Origin of the sequence: Rufibacter aurantiacus, assembly GCF_017916345.1 — a bacterium.
GTDB classification, from domain to species: domain Bacteria; phylum Bacteroidota; class Bacteroidia; order Cytophagales; family Hymenobacteraceae; genus Nibribacter; species Nibribacter roseolus.
Genome location: NZ_JAFMSV010000005.1, coordinates 26,687 through 45,981, shown reverse-complemented (window position 1 = coordinate 45,981; position 19,295 = coordinate 26,687). Strand labels below are relative to the sequence as shown.

Annotated in this window: 11 protein-coding genes; all 11 read right to left on the bottom strand. The window is 52.9% G+C overall.

Translation table 11 applies throughout. The features are described from left to right. Positions 1 to 22: 22 nt before the first annotated feature. On the bottom strand, positions 23 to 2,515 hold the full coding sequence (locus J3P34_RS19270) for a glutaminase family protein (protein ID WP_210490269.1): 2,493 nt from the start codon (positions 2,513 to 2,515) through the stop codon (positions 23 to 25). Positions 2,516 to 2,633: 118 nt separating this feature from the next. Further along, on the bottom strand, positions 2,634 to 4,820 hold the full coding sequence (locus tag J3P34_RS19265) for a hypothetical protein (RefSeq protein WP_210490267.1): 2,187 nt from the start codon (positions 4,818 to 4,820) through the stop codon (positions 2,634 to 2,636). 38 nt (positions 4,821 to 4,858) lie between these two features. Further along, the gene (locus J3P34_RS19260; protein WP_210490266.1) at positions 4,859 to 5,977 is read right to left on the bottom strand and encodes a glycoside hydrolase family 76 protein; all 1,119 of its coding nucleotides are present in this window, start codon (positions 5,975 to 5,977) and stop codon (positions 4,859 to 4,861) included. Positions 5,978 to 6,066: 89 nt separating this feature from the next. Further along, positions 6,067 to 6,411, bottom strand: coding sequence for a hypothetical protein (locus tag J3P34_RS19255; RefSeq protein ID WP_210490265.1), 345 nt, complete (start codon positions 6,409 to 6,411; stop codon positions 6,067 to 6,069). 90 nt (positions 6,412 to 6,501) lie between these two features. Then, the gene (locus tag J3P34_RS19250; protein ID WP_210490264.1) at positions 6,502 to 8,805 is read right to left on the bottom strand and encodes a GH92 family glycosyl hydrolase; all 2,304 of its coding nucleotides are present in this window, start codon (positions 8,803 to 8,805) and stop codon (positions 6,502 to 6,504) included. 213 nt (positions 8,806 to 9,018) lie between these two features. Next, complete coding sequence (locus tag J3P34_RS19245) at positions 9,019 to 9,759, bottom strand: basic secretory protein-like protein (protein ID WP_210490263.1); 741 nt, start codon at positions 9,757 to 9,759, stop codon at positions 9,019 to 9,021. A 29-nt stretch (positions 9,760 to 9,788) separates the two neighbouring features. Further along, a complete protein-coding gene (locus J3P34_RS19240; protein ID WP_210490262.1) occupies positions 9,789 to 10,697 on the bottom strand; it encodes an ROK family protein in 909 nt (302 codons plus the stop codon). Between the two features lie 183 nt (positions 10,698 to 10,880). Then, positions 10,881 to 13,193 carry a GH92 family glycosyl hydrolase gene (locus tag J3P34_RS19235; RefSeq protein ID WP_210490261.1) on the bottom strand — a complete coding sequence of 771 codons (2,313 nt, stop codon included), beginning with the start codon at positions 13,191 to 13,193 and terminating at the stop codon, positions 10,881 to 10,883. Between the two features lie 163 nt (positions 13,194 to 13,356). Further along, positions 13,357 to 14,277 carry a PorP/SprF family type IX secretion system membrane protein gene (locus tag J3P34_RS19230; RefSeq protein WP_210490260.1) on the bottom strand — a complete coding sequence of 307 codons (921 nt, stop codon included), beginning with the start codon at positions 14,275 to 14,277 and terminating at the stop codon, positions 13,357 to 13,359. Between the two features lie 15 nt (positions 14,278 to 14,292). Then, positions 14,293 to 17,373 (bottom strand): discoidin domain-containing protein, encoded by a 3,081-nt coding sequence (locus tag J3P34_RS19225; RefSeq protein WP_210490259.1) that lies wholly within the window; start codon positions 17,371 to 17,373, stop codon positions 14,293 to 14,295. Positions 17,374 to 17,486: 113 nt separating this feature from the next. Next, the gene (locus J3P34_RS19220; protein ID WP_210490257.1) at positions 17,487 to 19,277 is read right to left on the bottom strand and encodes a RagB/SusD family nutrient uptake outer membrane protein; all 1,791 of its coding nucleotides are present in this window, start codon (positions 19,275 to 19,277) and stop codon (positions 17,487 to 17,489) included. Positions 19,278 to 19,295: the final 18 nt, after the last annotated feature.

The following is a 19,295-nucleotide window of genomic DNA, read 5'->3' as shown; positions in this document are numbered from 1 at the left end:
CGCTGGTTGGCCTGGCTGATTTTTATTTAGTGTTGGCGCTCTGCAGGGGCTGTTTGTTTAGTTTATCCTCCAGCATTTTCATAAAATAACCGCCTACCACGGAGCGGGCCTGGAACCCGGTCATTCTTCCATTCACGGTCTCGTGCCAGTCACTGATAGGCACCCGGGAAGGGGTTTCGTTTGCGTATTTCCAGACAGGTGTGATGATGGCTTTGAAGTCTTTGGGGTTATCTGAAAGGGTGGCGGTCCAGATGATCCAGTCAGATTTGGTGTAGGTCTTGCGGCTGTCCAGCGGCAGCCCGAAAGGCTGTTGTTTGGTGAGGTAGTACTTCACTTCCGTTTCACGCACAGTTTTAGGGAAGATGTTCAAATCCAGGATATCGTCCCAGGCCAGGTTGTACTTCTGGCTCCAGGTGCCTTTGTTCTCGAAAGCAAGGGTAAAGTGGTCGCCGTCGCCGGCCAGTTGCATCCACTTCTGGGCCATCTCCTTGGCGTCGTTGGTGTACTGCTTGGCCACCTCGGCCTTGCCCAGCATTTGAGCCAACATGCCGTAGGCCCCCAGGGCTTCAATCGCTTTCACCGACAAATTCGCGTTGCGAGCCAGGTGACCGGCAAAGTCATCGGTGGATAGTTGGTTCTCGGGATCAAAACCACTTTTCTTGAGGAACTCGGCCCAGATGGTGAGGGTTTCCCAGTGCTTGCGGGCGTACTCAGCGTTACCTTCCGCCTTCGCGATAGCTGCCGTCAGGATGAGCATGTTACCTGCTTCCTCCACCGGCATGTCCTCACCGTAGGTCTGGCCGTTGGCGATGGGGTACGTGCCCAGGTCATGCGCCGGGAAAGGCTTTTTCCACTGACCGCTCTCGCTGTAGTAGAAGATGCCGTTTAACATGCCTTTTAATAAATCTGGGTTATAAACGAGAAACAGCGGCGCCGAAGGATAGGTCACATCCACGGTGTTGATGGAGCCGTTGCTGAAGTTCTCCTTGGACAGGAACAGAATTTCGCCTTGCGGACTTTTCACCAGAATGTGGGCCGCGATGGCTTGGCGGTAAGCCAACTCACAAAGATCGGCGTACTCTTTTCCGCCGGATTTCTGGGCGTCTTGGTACAGCTGCTTGTCAAAAGCCTCGCACTGCTTGATGGTCTTGGCGTAATCGGCGGAAGCCTGGGCCATTTCTTTTTCAATGGTGGCGGCTTCACTTTCTTTCCACCAAGGGCGCAGGTTCTGCTTGAAGTACTGGACGGCGTACACCTCATCATATCCTAAAAGAAAAACCTGCTCTTTGGCCTCAGTACCTACTTTGCCCAAAGGCACGATGGTACTTAGCATCAGACTTCTGCCCTGCTCAGTGTTCTGCACCGCCGGGGTTGTGGCGGATAGAAAAGGCGCTACCGCTTTTCCTACTGAGCTCACGTACTGGTTGGATTTCGCCGAAGCGGGAACCGCCACGTACACGTATCCCCAGTCTATGCGCACATCATCGCCTTTCTTCTGTAGCATGGGCTGGGCCTTGGTGCCGGCTTTCAGGATGGATAGTTTCTCGGCGGTATACTCCTGGGTGGTCACTTCCTGATCTGGCGTGTTCACCGCGATGTCTGAGGAAGCGCCCAAATACAGCTGCACGTTGTGGGCCACCTTGTCATTTGACTTCACTTTCATGGACACGTAAGACACCGGCCGGGCCAGCACATCCAGGTTGTTCATCAAGAGCGGTGAGGTGAAGGTGGCGGTCACGTCCACTTTGCCGCAGGTGAATTGGTAGATGGTTTGGGTGGCGTTCAGTTGCACGCTTTTCTGCACGGCCGGAATCACCTTGGCGTACTCCTTGGTGGTTTCCTCGCGCACCAAACCGGCATCCAGCCAGCGGCCGCCGGCGGTATTAGCCACGTGGATGGCCAGCACGTTGCCTTCTTTCTTCAGCTTTTTGGCTACCTCCGGCTTGATGGGAATATACTCGTACTTATGCACCCAGCCCACGTGGCGGTAGATCTCCTCGCCGTTGAGGTAGACTTCCACGTTGTCGTCATGGTTCAGTTTGAGGAACAGTTTCCCGGCATCGGCCTCGGAAAAAGAGAAGGTTCTTCTCACCCAGAGATTGCTGCTCTCCCAGGGTGTTTTGGCCTGGGTCTTGTCATCCCCGAAAGGCGCTGTCCCGGTTTTCCAGCCAGACGCGTTGAACTGGGCTGACTGCCAGCCGGCGCCGGGCTCGTTTTCAGTATAGGTGAAAGAATAGTCTTTCTCGTCGGCCGCCGGAAGTACCGATTGGTACACTTTGGCCTCCTGGCCCAGGAACCGGTACACCGCGCCGTCTACCTTCACCATGCCAATCAGAGGCGTCTCCTGGCCAGTCCAGTGTTTTGTGGCCGATTTTGATAAATCATCGCCAAAAGACCAGATACTGAAATAAGGGTTGTGCGTGACCAAGGGGTAAGCGGGTGCCCGAAGGTCCTGTGCCTTGAGCACCAGTTGGGGCAACCATACCAGAAACAAAAACAGACTGATTCTTTTCATACTTAGGTGGAAGAAAGGTTTGTTAGCTTTTTATTAAAAAGGACTTTTCAGGGGTAATAGAGGTATGCTAAAGTTAAGGTTTTCTGCATTTTATCCAAGGAAAGCACAGGGCTGGAGATCACCAATTCACCTGCACCCTGATGCCGCGGCTGTCATTCTCAAACTGCACCAGGTAGGTGCTGGTCTCCTTGTGCCAAGCGGTTTTCACGTCTGCGAGTTTCTGGCCATTGGCATCAGTAAGGGTGGTAGTTTTGGGCTCTGCCGGTAGCACCATGCGCATGGCGTTTCTGGTGTTGGAAGGGCTTTTGGTCAGGAAGGAATAAGAAGTTTTCCCTTTCTTTTCCTCGTACACCCGTGAGGCGGCACACAGCACCGCTGGTTCTTTTTTGCTTTTCAGGCGAGTCAGGTTATAGAGATAAGCTTGCTGGCCCGGCTTCACAACTTTCTCCGGGAGCACCGGCAACTCAGGATCAAACAGGTCTACTACCGGCCCGGCTATTGTTAAAGGAGTACTGTTCACACTCTCGTCCAGGACCGCCGCAATGTCATAGGGTCCGCGCTGCAGAAGAAAGTGGTTTTTGGTGATAACCTTCCCCGCTTTAGCATCCGTTTCGTAGGCGTTTTTCACCAAAGAGATGAAATCCATATCCTGCTTGGCTTGCAGCACCAGTTCTTTGGGATCACGGCGCAGGAGGTACACTTTCCCTTTGCCCACCGCATAGTTTTGCTTTCCTGAAGCCTCTGAAATACCCAGTAGTTCCAAGAGATGCTCTGAGGGGGCTTTGTAGCTTTTGCCACCCGTATTCCACCATTCTTTAACCGTCTGGAAGGGGTCCTGATCACGGCCTACGTACACCAACACGCCGCCGTTTCTGACCCATTTTGCCAAAACCTCGTGCGAAACAGGTGACATGGGTTTCATGTTGGCGTAGCTCATGATGAGCACTTTGGTGTTCTTCAGGGTTTGGTCCAGGCCCAGGTTCTCCATGTGCACCGTCCCTACTGGTATGCCCTGTTTCAGGAGCGGCATCACCATGCCGTAGAAGTTGGAAAGCTGCGGATCTTCGTATCCTTTGTGCGTGGGGAACCGCTGGAACATCATGGAATTGGCCAGCAGAATGTCAATGCCTTTGGTGCCGTTCACCTGTTTAGAGGACAAGGGCATGTCGTTGAGGGAGTTCACCATTACCTGCATCTGGGTGGCGTAGGTTCTGGGGATGGGCTGAGTCTCATTGCTGTTTTCCATCTTGAACTTGCCCAGGTAGATGCGTTTGGGCCAGGGCATCACCTCGTAGGACGCCACCGTGGGGTACAGCAGTTGCGCGGTGAAGGTGGCCTCGTAGTTTCGTTTGTAGTCATCCCAGGTTTGGCGACGGTCCTCGATGGGATCGGTGAGGAAGAACATTTTGCGGCCGGTGGGCGCGGTCATAGACACCATGGAGCCGTACTCCAGAAAAGCATTCTCAAACACGCGCTCTTTCAGGACACCGTTGAAGTGGATGGGCTCCCGGGAGGTGCCGGTCCAGACCTGGGCGATGTAGCCGTCCATCCCCTCCAGGTTCGCCAAGCTGGCCTCGGGGCTCACAATGGCCCAGGAGGAATAATTGATGAGCGAGTGCGTGGGTACGTAACATTTGACGGTGACGCCTTTGCTTTGGCTGTACGAGCGCACGTAGGCAAACACCTCTTTCAGAGCGTTGAAGTAGAGCTGGTATTTCAGTTTGGAGGAAAGGTAAGTCGCCTCTGGAGATTCGTCCTGGGCCATCCAGGGGAAGCCGTACTGTTTTTCCCACTCTTTTTTGAAAGAAGGCCCATAACCGGCGCGCGCCCAGAACTCAGGCTCCTCCAGGTGCACGGCGGTCACGCCCGCATCGATGGCCCTTTTCACCAGGGCTTTCATGTAGGTGAGGTAAGTGGCCGAGGGAACCACGTAGGGCACGTCTTTGCCGTGCCAGATGGTCTCGCCGTTCTTCATGACCTGGCCGTCTTCCCAGTGCGTTTTGCCGTCATATTTGCCGGTGAAATAGTCCTGGTACTCGCCCCAGGCGATGCCCGTCATGAAATGCACTTTGTAGCCTTTTTCCCGCCAGCTTTTCACGCGGCCCTCAAAGTCTCCGCCCGCATCGTTGATGCCGTATACAATGGCCACATCGGAACGAACGTCGTAATCCGCCGCCCAAGCATCGGCTATCTGGAAAGCGGTTTTCTCGCCATCTGGTTTGGGGGTTTTCAGCTGGGCATGACTCGTGACTCCCAGCAAAAGGGCACCACTCAGAAAGAAAGCGACTCTTGATTTCAGGACCATGGGGGGTTACGGTTGAAAGCGGTTCAAATGAATATAAGCTATTCTTTTGGCGGGCACACCTGCATCATGCCTACCACGCTGCTGGCCTCATAAGACTGGATAGTACCGGTAGGGCAAGCCACCCGGTAGTCTCTGAAAGTGAGGTCCCGTGCTTTATCGCGGTTTTTCCAAGCCAGGGTGATGTTGTCCTGAATCCAGGGCAGGTACTGGGGCTGGTTCGCGTCTTTGATGAGCATCATGATGTAGCGCCCGAAGATGGCTTTCAGAACCCCTTGCTCGTTCCAGTCGCCCTCGGCGGGAAGAATGCCGTTGGCGTCGCTCATCTTCTGCTTTGTGTAATCGGCGGCCAGTTTGGCATCATTCAGATAAGACTCGGTGCCAGTGGCTTTGTACAGCATTACGGCCGCCCCGATGCAGGTTCCCTGGTTGTAGGTGTAATCGCTCCAGCCCACGTTGCCCTGCGTCACGTGGATGTTATCGGCCACCCGGCCGTTGTTGAACAGGTTGGCTCTGGCCCACGAGTAAATGGTTTTGGCTTTGTCCAGGTACTGCTCGTCTTTGGTGATCTTGTACAGCTCCATGGCCGCAATGACCGTGGGGTAATTGATGCAGGCGTTCTTGCCGTCTTTGGCGAAATTCCAGAACATGCCGCCGTTCACGGGGTCATAGGATCTACCCCAAACGTTCTGGAATCCTTCTTTGGATTTATCCAGGTACACTTGGTTGCCGGTGATCTGGTGCGCCCGGGCCAGGGAGATGATCCACCACATCATGTCATCATAGATAAACCACTCGCGGGTGTTGTTCCAGTTGTAGCCATCGTACTCCTGAAAGCCGCCCTGGTACATATCATTGACCAGCTTCAACTGATTTGCGTCTTTGGTGCGGTTGTAGGCATCCATGGCGATGTCCCAGTAGATGGCCTGCGTCCAGATGGCGCCCAACCCTGTCTTAGCCGAAGTGCTGTAATACAGTTTTGCCTCCGGGTTGTAAAAATGGGTGTTAAACGCAGTGTAGGCGGTATTCACATCAGCGGCGGTAAAGGAAGCCGTTTCCGTGGGTTTGGTGGGGGTTACCTCCTCCTCTTCCTTCTCGCTGCCGCAACCAATTAGCAACAGCACCAACGCTGACAAAGAGAGATATTGTAGTTTTTTCATCTTCTTGAATTTACATGGCAAACGGACTAGACTATGCGTGGCGGAGTTGCGACATAGATGATGTTGGCGATTTAAAATCTTATTAAAATTTATTTGTTCGGGGATTTGATATTTTCCCCCATGAACGGTCCGTCGAATTCATTCGCTGCTGGATTGATTCTATAATACACCCACTTGTTACCAACTATTCCACTACAGGCTATCAAATACTCACCCTCAAATTTTTTATTGATCCGAAAGAGAACAGAATTCATAGCACATATTTTATTCTTAATTCTTTTGGCTGCTAATAGATTATAGATTTCTGCTTTGGTTTGAGGGTTTTTATATTCTTCCCAACTATACCATGTTGCTAGATATTGATCATCTAAGGGCTTTTCCTTGCAAGAGTAAAGCAAAAACAATATGACAATTCGAACTATAGCTTTTTTCATATGTTCATACTTAGGTAACTCACATTTTTTACCATCACCTAATCGGCTGCCCTAGCTATCTAACCGCGTGATGCAGGTCCAAAACAAAGCCTACTTCTTCCCTAACTCTATCTCTTGCCCTTGGCCGGGGGCCGATAATGAGAAAGGCTTGTTTTCGGCTTTAATGCCCCGGTTCAAGGCTGGTTTGTCGCCCATCACGAAGCTCAGGGTACCGCCCGCCACGATGTCGGCATGCCGGATATAGTTGTGGTCATAGGGTTTGCCGTTGAGCGTGGCCGACTGGATGTACACGTTCTGCTTGCTGTTGTTTTTGGCCTCCACGGTAAACTTCTTGCCGTTTTCCAGCGTGACAGTGGCTTTCTGAAACACCGGGCTCCCGATGACATATTGGTCGGTGCCGGGGCACACGCTGTAGATGCCCAGGGCGCTCAGCACGTACCAGGAAGACGTCTGGCCCTGATCTTCATCGCCGGGGTAGCCGTTCTCGGTGGAGTTGTACAGGCGGTCCATCACCATGCGCACTTTCTCCTGCGATTTCCAGGGCTCGCCGCCATAGTTGTAGAGGTACGGCATGTGCTGAATGGGCTGGTTGCCGTGCGCGTACTGGCCCATGTTGGCCATCACCATCTCGGTCATCTCGTGGATCATGCGGCCGTAGGAACCCACTTTCACGGTGTTGGGAACGCTGAAAACAGAGTCCAATTTGGCCGTGAACCGCTTCTCGCCGCCCATCAGTTTGATTAACCCTTGAATATCCTGGAACACCGACCACTGCCAGTGCCAGGCGTTGCCCTCGGTGAACGGTCCGCCCCACTCCACCGGATCAAAATTGGGGAGCCACTCGCCGTTTTCCTTGCGGCCGCGCATGAACCCGGTAGATGGGTCATACACGTTTTTGTAGTTGTACATATTCCGGGCGAAGAGCTGCTCATAGAAAGAGTTGCCTGTGAGTTTGGCCAGTTGGTAGCCGCAGAAATCGTCATAGGCGTATTCCAGAGTTTTCGCAGTGGCCTCGCCGTGCCGCGGCATGGAAACGTAGCCCAGGGTGTAGTAGTCTTTCCAACCTTCGCGCCCGTTGGCCGGTCCCCAGGGGCCTTTGTTCGTGGCTTCGTGGTAATAGGCGTCCAGGGCGCGTTTGGGGTCAAACGTGCGGATGTTTTTCACCCAGGCATCGGTGAGCAGCGAGATGGCGTGGTTCCCGATCATACTGCCCGCCTCGCCGGGGAAGGACCAGGAAGGCAACCAACCGCATTGGTCCTTGGTATCCAGCAGCGCCACCATGTAGCGGCCGTGCATGGTGGGGTGCAGGATAGAGTTCAGCGGAAACTGCGCCCGGAAGGTGTCCCAGAAACCAGTATCGGTGTACATGTAGCCTTCGTGCACTTTGCCGTCATACGGGCTGAAATAGTAAGGCTTGCCGTCTTTGTCGTATTCAAAAAACTGGCGCGAAAACAGACTGGCCCGGAAGAAGCAGGAATAGAACGTGGCTTTCTCCTCCTCGGTGCCGCCTTCTACCATCACGCGGCTCAGGTGCTTGTTCCAAACCGCCTCAGCGGCGGCTTTGGTGTCTTCCAGTTTCTTGTGCTTGCCTAATTCTCTGCTTAAAGTAAGTTCGGCCTGCTCCGGGCTGATGTACGAGGAAGCCACTTTCGCCTGCACTTTTTCGCCGTCTTTGAACTGCACGTACGCCCCGATGCCCTGCCCTTCTCCGGACAGATTGCCCGCGGAGATTTTGCCTTCTTTGTTTTCCCAGGTTCCCTGGTTTATGAACGGTTTGTCAAAAACGACCACGAAATAGCTTTTGAAGTTGTCCTTCAGGCCCCGGCCGTTGTGCACGTACCCGATGATTTTGCGCTCTTTGGGAATGATCTTCACCATGCTAGCGCCGGTGTAGCCATCCAGCACGATGTAGGAACCTTCGGTTTTAGGGAACGAGAAACGGGCGTGTACTCCGCGCTCCGTAGGCGACATCTCGGTGGTGATGTTGTTGTCCAGCTTTACCTTGTAGTAGTGCGGTTTGGCAACCTCATTGGCGTGACTGAACTTGGTGGCTCTTTTGTCCTCGTGGACCTCCAGCTTCCCGATGACCGGCATCAGGGAGAACACGGCGTAGTCATTGGACCAGGAGCTGCACTGGTGGGCCTGCTGAAATCCTCTGATGGTGTTTTTGGAGTATTGGTACTTCCAGCCGTCGCCGTTCTGCCCGGTTTGGGGAGTCCAGGTGTGCATGGCAAACGGCAGCGCGGTGGTTGGGTAGGTATTGCCGCGGGTCAGGTCAAACGACGAGTTGGTACCTTGCAAGGTGTTCACATACTGCACCAGGTTGGGCGTACCGGCGTAGACCGAGGTGCTGCAAAGCCAAATAAGGAATAGAAAGAAAGGTCTTAGTTTCATCTGTGTTTGGGGTAAAACAAATGGAAAGGGTAAGCGAAATAAGAACTGATCCAGGCCAGTTTTCTGCTGTTTAACAGAAAACAAGCTAAAATCAGAAAAGCTAAACTAAAAGGGTATAGTAAGCTTGTAAAACGTTTTAGCAAACTGGCATTTACCCTGACAAGAAGTAAGATTTGTCTACTGCCCTATGCCCATATGATAGTTGCACTTTGGTCACAAAGCAGGGTTCATGGCGTACTGCTGCCACAGTTCATCCACGGTTTTGCCGGTCAGTTTCACCCAAAGCTCAGGGGTATAAGTTTTCTTCCGCAGGGCGCCATCCAGGTTGTCTACTATCTTGGGGTTCTTGTTCTTCTCCAGCCAAGCCAGAAAACGGCCAGTAATACGGTAGCTGTTGGTGTAGTGGTGCTCCGGTTTAAAAGGCGTCAATGACCACCCTCCCCCGGCATTGTCCACCCCGAATTTGTAGCGCACATAATCCGTGATGCCCTCGGTGAGCCAGCCTGGGCCCGCATCATGCGGATAGGCCTGCACCAAATGGAACACTTCGTGGGTAACTACGTCAATGTCGCCGGGGTGCTGCAGCATCCAATTCGGGTTGTACCGGATAATGCCATCACTGGCGGCCGCTACTCCTTGGTAAGCCGGGTCAATGATGAAGGTGACTTTCCTGGTAGTGTTGGGGTTGAACCGGGCCGCTTCCTGAGGATACACTTTAAAGAAGGCATCCATCATCCGTTTTTTGATCTGTTCGCCCTGCTGCGCGAAAGCCAGGTCCCGGTTATAGAAAATAAGAGTGTAAGTGCCTTTGGTGACAGAATCCTTGCTTATGTAGGCCCCTATGTAGGTCCAATCGTCAATGCGGGCAATGTTCTTTCCCGGTTGCCCAGCCTGCGCACGCGCGGCGGTTAGCGAACCCACGAAAAATAAAGAACCCAGGAGTAAGCGTTTCATAATACTTCAGAAATAGAGATAAAATAGGTTTACTTTCTTATGGCATTCACAACTTCCTCTTTCTCCAGGAAGCTGCCTTTCCAGGAACTGGCCGCCCCAATCAAGGCCGACTCCTCCCCCAACTCGGCTACCCGGATGGGAATGGGCAAAGCCGCGTCTTGAAGGTGTTTTTTAAGTTCCCCGGAGAACAGTGGATAGGCTTTGGAAATGTTCCCGCCAATCACCACCATTACTGCGTCATTGCGTTTCACGGCTGTTTTAATGAAATCAGCCAGATTTTGTCCAAACTCATCAAAAACGGTCTGCACGGTTTGATTTTGAGAAGCCAGGTCAGCGAGTTCTTTTACTCCGGTCACTTTCTGCCCGGTGAGTTCAAAGAACCGATTCACAAACCAGCGGGTAGACAGGTAATCCTCGGCGATGCCTTCTTTGAAGGGCGAGTTCCAGAGATCCGCGTCTTCTACTTTGCCGTGGTGGCACCAGGCGGAGCCCAGGCCGGTGCCTAAAGTCAAGCCCAGCACCTGCTCCACCCCTTGGGCGGCGCCGCAGAACACCTCGCCCAGCAGAAAGCACTCGGCATCGTTCAGAAACCGGATGTCTTCGGCCTGCATCAGAAGCTTCTCGGCCAGCAACTCCTTTACATTGAGTTTGTAGAGGATGTCATATTTGTTCTGGTCTTTGATGAGGGAAACGCCGTTGGGATAATCAAAAGGCCCCGGCATGGCAATCCCTATTTTACCAGAGGAAGTGCCGTCAAACTTCTGGGCCTGCTGTATGACCTCACACCAGTTGTCTATGATCTCGTTTACCGAGCCCTGGGTGTTTATTTCCTTCCTCACGTAGCTTCCCGAAACAAGGGCACTCGTTTCCATATCCACAAGGGCTGCGGAGATATGCGAACCTCCTACATCAATTCCCACTACTGTTGTATGATTCATAAATTATGATTTTGAACCTGGTGAAAGCCCCGCGCAGGTTAACCAAGACCTGTGCTTTGACTTACTTAAACTATTTCCTTCTGCTAAATTTTGGACTTCCTGATCAACCCTCTCATGAGCAGGGATACTGAACCCCGCTCACCAGAGGATTGATTTACTTTCTAGGGACGCTTCTCTTCCAGTCTATTCCCCGTCCTGGGTCACGTACTGTGGTTTAGAGAATGAGAAAGGCAGGGCGCTTTCTTCAGTTCCGCGTTTGGTGTTGGGTTTGTCGGCCATGTCGAAGCGCAGCTTGGCGCCTTTCATCAGCTCGAAGTGGCCCAACCAGTTCTTCTCGTGCTTCTTGCCGTTGAGTTTCAGGTCCTGCACGTACAGATTCTGCGCAGAGTTGGCCGGGGCCTCGATTTCCACCTTTTTGCCGTTCTCCAGCTCCAGGGTCATCTTGGGGAAGAGCGGCGCGCCGAGCACGTACTGGTCGGTACCGGGGCAGACAGGGTAGAAGCCCATGGCGCTGAACACGTACCAGGCCGAGGTCTGGCCATTGTCCTCGTCACCGCAGTAGCCGTCCGGGGTGGGCTTGTACATGCGGTTCATGGTCTCGCGTGCCCAATACTGGGTTTTCCAGGGCTCCCCGGCGAAGTTGTAGAGGTAGGTCATGTGCTGGATGGGCTGGTTGCCGTGCGCGTACTGCCCCATGTTGGCGATCTGCATCTCCCGGATCTCGTGGATCACGCCGCCGTAGTAAGAGTCATCGAACACCGGCGGTAGGGTAAACACTGAGTCCAGCTTCTTCACAAAGTTCTGCTTGCCGCCCATCAGGTCAATGAGGCCCTGCACGTCATGGAAGACGCTCCAGGAATAGTGCCAGCTATTACCCTCGGTGAAGGCGTCGCCCCACTTGAAGGGGTTGAACGGAGCTTGGAACTTGCCGTCCTTGTTCTTGCCGCGCATCAGTCCGGTGGCCGGGTCATAAAGGTTGCGGTAGTTCTGGCTGCGCTTGGCGTACAGGTCGATCTCGGCTTGAGGTCTCTTCAGGGCTTTGGCCAATTGGTAAATGGCGAAGTCGTCGTAGGCGTACTCCAGGGTGCGGGCGGCGTTCTCGTTGATGTTCACGTCGTAGGGCACGTAACCCAGCTTGTTGTAATACTCCACGCCCTTGCGTCCGATGGCGGTAATTGGGCCTTCGTTATTGGCCCCGTGGACCAAGGCTTCGTAGAGTTTCTCAATGTCATAGCCACGCAAACCTTTCATATAGGCATCCGCTACTACCGAGGCTGAGTTGTTGCCGATCATAATGTCAGAGTAACCTGGGCTGGACCACTCGGGCAGCCAGCCACCCTCCTTGTAGTCGTTGATCAGGCCCTCCTGCATCTCCTTGTTGATGGCGGGGTACATGAGGTTCAGGAAAGGATACAAGGCCCGGAACGTGTCCCAGAAACCGGTTCCGGCGAAGCGGTAACCGTCGTGCACCTTGCCGGTGTAGGGGCTGTAGTGCACTGCCTTGTTCGCGGCGTTCAGCTCATACATCTTGTGAGGGAAGAACAGCGTGCGATACAAGCAGGAGTAGAAGGTGCGTTGCTGTTCCTCGGTACCACCCTCCACCTTGATACGGCCCAGGGTCTTCTCCCAGCGTTCCCGGGCTTTGGCCATGGTCGCATCGAAGTTGTCCTGCGCCAGCTCGCGGCTCAGGTTCAGCTCGGCCTGCTCCTGGCTGATGAAAGAAGAAGCCACTTTCAGGTTCACCTTTTCGCCTTTGGCCGTCTTGAACCCGATCACCGCCCCCGAATGGTTGGAGGTCAGCTCCAGGGAATCTCTGCCGGTCAGCGTCTTGCCGCGGAAGGTACGGGCCAGCACGATGGGTTTGTCAACGTAGATGACGAAGTGGTTCTTGAACTCCTTCAGCGGGCCGCGGGCGTACTTGGTGGTGTACCCCACAATCTTCCGCTCTTTGGGCAGCACCTTCACGTACGAGCCTTTGTCCAGCGCATCGATCACGATGAAAGAGCTGTCGGACTTAGGGTAGGTGAAGCGGAACTGGGCGGCGCGCTCGGTGGGGGTGAGCTCGGCGGTCACGTCATGATCCGCTAAGTAAACGCCGTAGTAGTACGGCTTGGCCGTCTCCGATTTGTGGGAGTACCAGCTGGCCCGTCCGTCCTGATCGAACTTCATCTTTCCGGTCACCGGCATGATCACGAACTGGCCGTAGTCATTCATCCAGGGCGACGGCTGGTGCGTCTGCTTGAAGCCCCGGATTTTGTCGGCGGCGTAGGTGTAGGCCCAACCGTTGCCCATCGTGCCCGTCTGCGGGGTCCATAGGTTCATGCCCCAGGGCACAGCCACCGCCGGGTAGGTATTCCCGTTGGAGAGCTCGGGCTTGGAATCGGTGCCCATCAGGGGGTTCACCAGATCCACAGGAGATACTTCAGTTTTTTTAGAGACCTGAGCGGAAGAGAAGAACGGTACGCTTGCCAGAATCCAAATGAAGAGTTTTTTCATTTATAAGAAGCTTTTATGGTGCCAGACGGCGATTTGAGAATTTGTAGAAAACCTACCTGCAAGATAGAAATCCTATCCATCCAGTACCCCTGCCAGACAGGCGTTTTGAGGCGGTTTTCTACAAATCAATGCTAAAACGTTTTAAGAACCCAATATAGCAATTTTATTGCACGTTCCAGAGAGAGGCTCTGAGCCCAAGTTCAAAGCTTCCTTTCATGCCGGTAAGGCTGTTCAAGGCCGATGAGCCGGTGGTGTACATTCCGGTAAGGGCCAGTCTTCTTTTCACATCAGCCCCAAAGCCAAAGGTCACGTTCTTTGAGCTGTGGTACATCCCAAACACATTGAACTGGTTGTCCATGAACGACAGGTTGGCACCTGCATCCAGGAGGTCATCAAATCCTTTCACTCCCCGATACACTACTTTGGGTTCTACCCCAACCCCTGAGCCAAGGGTAACTTTATAGCTGGCGGCGGCAAAGTAGGTAGAGCGGTTCACGGTATTGTTCTCATTGAGACTCTTGTCCAGAAAAGCCCTGATATTGGGAAAAGAACCCTGAATCGTGAGTTTGGAATCGGTGTAGGCTACCCCTACTTCCCCCTCCACATAGGGCCCCTGGTCGTTGAACCGGGCGACGGTTTGGTCATCCACATCACCCACCATCTCGTCCATGTCAAGCTGCTCATTCACCACGCCCGCAGATAACCCGAAATGCAATTGGCGGGTGCCCTGGTTCAGAGGCAGGTGGTAGGAATACGTTGCCATGGCCCTGGATCTTTTGATCAATCCTTCACTGGTCTGCCCCAGGTTCACCCCCAAGCCTACTTTGTTTCCAAGGCCGTATTCAGCGGTGATGGCCTCCGTGGTGGGAGCATCTGAGATGCTCCCCCACTGGTTGCGGTAATGGAGGTTTACCCTAAGCCCTCCGGTTACCCCAGCCATGGCCGGATTAGCCAGGTACTGATTCTGAAAGTAAATCGCTCTCAAGGGGTTGATCTGAGCCGCACCTTCCTCTACCAGCGCCAGGCAGCAGAAGAGAAGAAGAAAGAAAGGCAATCCCTTTTTTAGGTTATATAACTTTTTCATATGGCTTTCTGTTTTTTAATCACGGATAATAGTAAGGGCTCCTTTGGCGGGAGAAATACCGGAACCTAAGTCAATCACGTAGTAATACACGCCTTGTGCCAGCGGGGAGCCCTGGTACGTTCCGTTCCAGTCATTGGCATAGTTCTCTTTCTCGTACACTACCCTTCCGGCGGTGTCAAAAACCTTCAGTTTGCTGCCCGGGTAGGTGTTGATGTTCCAGATTACCCATACATCGTTTTTGCCGTCACCATTAGGGGTTAGGATGTTATTTGCCTGCAAACCAACGCCCCCTTCAACCTGCACGGTGAATTCAGCCTCTTTGGTACAGCCTTCGGCGGTGCTGGCGGTAACTTTGTAGACATACCCCTGGGTGGGTTTGATCAACAGTTTATTGCTGTTCTGACCGCTGATGATGCCCGGCCCGTTGGCCCAGGTATAAGTGTAGCCTTCCTCGCCGGTCACTGTCAACTGGATGGTCTCCCCTCTGGGTACTTTTCCATTCCGGTCAGCGGCCACGCTCATGTTCAGTTCATAAGAAGTGATCTTGAAGGTTCTGGTGAAGGTATCTGTACCATCGTTCAAGGTACCCCCGTCATCTTTCACGGTCACAGTCACGGTAGCATCGCCCGTCTGGCCTTTCACCAGTTTGTAGGTAAGGGTGGCTTTACCGTTCTCCACGGTGCTCACCGATAAATCGCTGAAGAGGGCGCTCCGGTTGGTGGAAACCAACAGGTTGACTTGTTGTCCAGCTTCAGGCCCTGCGGTGATTCCCTCTAAAGGAATGGTATAAGCGTCTATCACGTTGCAGCTTTTTTGATCCGCAATGGCTGCCATAGAAGGCGCCTGGTTAGAGCCGTTGGTAATGGTTTGGGCCACGGCAGAGTAAGGCGCGCTAATTCCTGAGGTCTGGCTGTACTCGTTGAAAGGCCTGATTCTGTAGTAATAGCGGGTGGCTAACTTGAGTCCTTCGTCGGTGAAAGTGGTTACGTTTGCGGCAAGCGTTTGGAGCAAAGTATAAGAGGTACCATTTGTAGACCGCTCAATCTGGAACCCTGTTTCGTTTTCTGCCCGATCTGTCCAGTCTAATTTCACCTGGTTTTCTGACAAGGTGGTTGCCACCAGGTTTTGGGCTGGCAAAGGCAATCTCTCGTCATACAGAGTGGTACCACTCACCACCGGGGAAAAGATTGAAGCGTAAGTTGCTCCTTTTGCCAACACTTTGTAATAGTACGTGGCAAGCACCCCTAAATTGGTATCTGTATGATTGGTGACGCCGGCCTCTACCTCCTTCAACTTGGAAAAGGTAGTTCCATCTGTAGAGCGCCACACTTCATACCCGTTTTCGTTTGCCACATCATTCCAGTTGATGGTGATGGCACTCTCGGTGATGTTGGTCAACCGAACGTTGCCAGGCACAGCCGGCACATTCTGCGGGATCCCCCAAATCATCAGCTCCGTCATCTGGATGGCATCACTGGAACCGTTGTTCACCGTAATGTCTAGCTTGTAGTACTTGAAAGCGGTGTTGTTCTCAAAGGAGAAAACCCTGTGCTGAAACCTGGAGGTGAAGCGTTGGTTTCTTCTGGTATCCAGGATTGTCCAGTCGGTTCCGTTGTTTGATCCTTGCAGGGTCCAGTCTTTGGGATCACGCTCCGGGGCATCGTTCGCCGAAACAATGGTGTATTTGGTAACGATATCAGTTGGGGAGGTTGACTCATATTGCACCCACAACGTTCTGTTGGGCGCTTCCAGGAATTTACTCTCCAGGTTGTTGTCAATCAGCTTAGGGGAGTTCTCATTGGGGTTGTTGTCATTGTCCTTGGAAACGGTAAGGGTTCCGCCGTTATCCGTGATGTCTACCAAAGCACCGCTGTAGTTCAAGGTGGTGATATTCTTCACCGGAGAGAACCCTGAAGGACCGTAAGCCCCTACAGCTCTTACCCGGTAGAAATAACGGGTTGCCCGGTTTAAGCCTTTGTCATAGTAAGTGGTGGTGTTGGCTGCTAGATCAGCCACCTTGGTAAACGTAGTTCCGTCAGTGGACCGCTGTAGTTCAAAGCTGGTCTCGGTGCCGGCATTGTCTGTCCAGGTAAGATACACTTCGTCACCAGCCGTTGAAAAGCCACTTAACGCAGACGGAGCCAACGGAGGAACCCCTTCAAAGAGCCGCCATTCTGCCAACTGGAAGGTGCCACCATTCTTGAGGGCACTAATGAAGAAGCGGTAGTAAGAATAAGCGGTGGAATTGGTAAGGGTGTACGTCTTGGTCTGGAAGCGTTCAGAGAACATCTCCCCGGTACGGGTATCCAGCACAGTCCAGTCGGTTCCATTGTTTGATCCCTCTATTCTCCAGTCCTTCGGGTCACGGTCTGGCGCGTCATTTGCCGATACCAACGTGTAGGTGCCGGCAATGGCCGGAGCAGTAAGTTGGAGTTGGATCCACTGAGAACCCGGAAAATTTGACAAAAACTTGGTGTTAGGATCATTGTCAATCACTTTGGGCGAACCTTCTCCCGCATTCTGGCCTCCATCGTTTTCTTTGAAGACCGTCAACACGCCTCCTCTTTCGGTGATATCAGGGGTGGGAGCCGCTTCAAACAGACGCCATTCTGCCAACTGGAAGGTGTTGTTCGCCTTGATGGCGGATATATTCAGGCGGTAGTACTTATAGGCCGTAGAGTTGTTCACAGAATAGGTCTGGGTGAGAAACCGCTCAGGGAACATTTCTCCGGTACGGGCGTCAAGTTCCACCCAGGTTGTCCCATTGTTGGAGCCTTCAAACTTCCAGTCTTTGGGATCACGGTTGGGGTCATCGTCTGCCGAGACAAGGGTATAGGTCCCCACCACCGCCGGCTCAGTGAGCTCGAATCTCAGCCATTGCATGTTTTCAAAATGGGACAGGAATTTGGTGTCGGGGTTATTGTCAATCACTTTGGGAGAACCCTCCCGGGAACTAGCCCCAGAGTCATTCTCCTTGAATACCGTGAGTACCCCTCCTTTTGCCGTAAGATCATCCTGTGCGGCGGCTTCGTTTATGACGCTAAAGAAAATCAGCGCACAAAAGACCACCCTCACAAATTGTAGTTGTTGTTTCATATATGGTTCTTTAAGGATATATGGAAAATCTAAAGATGCTTTTAGAATCCTAGTGAGTTGATGGTTGGGTAAGTTCAGGTCCAGGAAGTCTTTCCCTGAACTTAGCCCAACCCTTACCAACCCGTATTTTGCACCAGTAACTGATTTATGTTCATCTCATTCTGAGGAATGGGCCACAGATAATGCCGCTTGGTGAACACCCTGGTCTCAAAAGGCACCTTGTTGTAGAAGTTGTTGATATCTGGGGCAGAGATGTCCAGAGCGAAGGTTGGTCCATTGAAGGCTGTCTCCGCAACTTTCCATCTTCTGGCGTCAAAGTAGCGCACGTTCTCAAAGGCAAGCTCCACCCTACGCTCTTTCCAGATGGCTTCTCTTACCGCAGCCTGACCAGTTGGGGCCTCTAATTCTGCCGAACCATATTCCGGGATTCCAGCCCGGTTTCTGATAAGGTTGACATAAGTGAGAATGTCAGGATGGCCTGGGTTGTATTCATTCAGGGCCTCGGCGTAGTTCAGGTAGATTTCGGCCAGCCGCATCATCACGTAGGACCTGCCTCCGTTGCGCCAGTCGCCAAGACTCATGTTCTTTCTCACAATGTACCCGGTGGGTGTGTAGTCATTTCCGGCCCCTGAGTTTTTACCAGAGTTGCCGTTGAACCAGGTTCTGGTGACAATGTTGCCAGTGTTCTGGTTCAGCCATAAGCTGTTGTCATAAGTGATGCCCACATAGAACCGGGGCTCTCTGTTTACCCATTGGTTGAAAACCTGTCTGGCCTCTGTGTCATTGGGCGCCTTGAAGCTGGTAAACCCTGTGGCCATATACCCCGACTTTGGATCGTTAATGGATCTTCCGTTTGCCGTGAAATAGGCGTCCACAATGTGCTGGGTGGCCCCTAGACCGCCACTCCCTTTTGCTTCTGCCTGCGCCCCGGCATGGAAAGGAGTCATTTCATACTGTCTGGGGTTAATACCCGCGTCTACCCTGGCGAAGATGACTTCCTTGTTCCACTCATCCAGGAAAACATCACGGGTGGAGAGATAAGGATCAAACTGACCTTGCGCATTGTTCTTCCGGTACAAGTCAAAAGTGCCCGGCACGAATTCATCAATAAAGGCTTTGGCGGCATCAGCGGCTAATTTCCACTTATTGACGTCATATTGTTGGTTGATGAGCTGTTTTCCGTCTTTGCCAACCAGAGAAGCATAGTCTGCATTTCCGTTGAACAAGGGGCTGGCTGCATGTAACAACACCTGCGCCTTAATGGCTTGCACGTATGACCTGGTCATGCGGCCGTAGTTCTGTTCTGTTGCTACTGCCGGAAGATCAGCGGCAGCCGCGTTGAGTTCTGCAAGCACATAGGCTACGCATTCATCATAGGTGTTTCTTGGAAGCTTAAGTTGGTCAGCGGGAGCGTCTACCGGAATGGACTCATTGCCCACCAGAACTACCGGACCATATAAGCGCATCAAATAGTAGTAGTACAACCCTCTTAAAGCCCGGGCCTCTGCTTTGTACCGCTTCACCAGCGCTCCGTCAGCGCCGCAGTCAGTACACTGGTCCACGTTCTCAATGAACACGTTTGCTCTTCTGATTCCCCGGTAGAAGTTTGACCAAATGGAGTTCACAAATCCTGAGGTAGGGTCCCAGGCACCAATGTTCACTGAGTTACTTCCCACGAAGCCCCAAACGTACTCTGCCTCGTCAGAGGCCGCGAGCCAAGGCCCCACGTTTCCATCCCCGCCTAACCCTCTTTGGCTTACATCATCCGGAATCTGGGAGTACACATTCGCCAAGTATTGTTCTACGGTGTTTCTATTCTTAAAAGTAGATTCCAGCGTCAACCGGTCGTCGGGCACCTGGTCCAGGAAATCGTCGTTGCAGGAGAAGTTCAGGCTTGTAAGCAAGCCTACAAGTATGATCGA

What these genes read in the sequence shown, in the direction of transcription:
- J3P34_RS19260 (WP_210490266.1), bottom strand. Translation starts at nt 5,977, where the DNA reads ATGAAAAAACTACAATATCTCTCTTTGTCAGCGTTGGTGCTGTTGCTA.
- J3P34_RS19235 (WP_210490261.1), bottom strand. Translation starts at nt 13,193, where the DNA reads ATGAAAAAACTCTTCATTTGGATTCTGGCAAGCGTACCGTTCTTCTCT.
- J3P34_RS19245 (WP_210490263.1), bottom strand. Translation starts at nt 9,759, where the DNA reads ATGAAACGCTTACTCCTGGGTTCTTTATTTTTCGTGGGTTCGCTAACC.
- J3P34_RS19240 (WP_210490262.1), bottom strand. Translation starts at nt 10,697, where the DNA reads ATGAATCATACAACAGTAGTGGGAATTGATGTAGGAGGTTCGCATATC.
- J3P34_RS19265 (WP_210490267.1), bottom strand. Translation starts at nt 4,820, where the DNA reads ATGGTCCTGAAATCAAGAGTCGCTTTCTTTCTGAGTGGTGCCCTTTTG.
- J3P34_RS19230 (WP_210490260.1), bottom strand. Translation starts at nt 14,277, where the DNA reads ATGAAAAAGTTATATAACCTAAAAAAGGGATTGCCTTTCTTTCTTCTT.
- J3P34_RS19255 (WP_210490265.1), bottom strand. Translation starts at nt 6,411, where the DNA reads ATGAAAAAAGCTATAGTTCGAATTGTCATATTGTTTTTGCTTTACTCT.
- J3P34_RS19270 (WP_210490269.1), bottom strand. Translation starts at nt 2,515, where the DNA reads ATGAAAAGAATCAGTCTGTTTTTGTTTCTGGTATGGTTGCCCCAACTG.
- J3P34_RS19250 (WP_210490264.1), bottom strand. Translation starts at nt 8,805, where the DNA reads ATGAAACTAAGACCTTTCTTTCTATTCCTTATTTGGCTTTGCAGCACC.
- J3P34_RS19225 (WP_210490259.1), bottom strand. Translation starts at nt 17,373, where the DNA reads ATGAAACAACAACTACAATTTGTGAGGGTGGTCTTTTGTGCGCTGATT.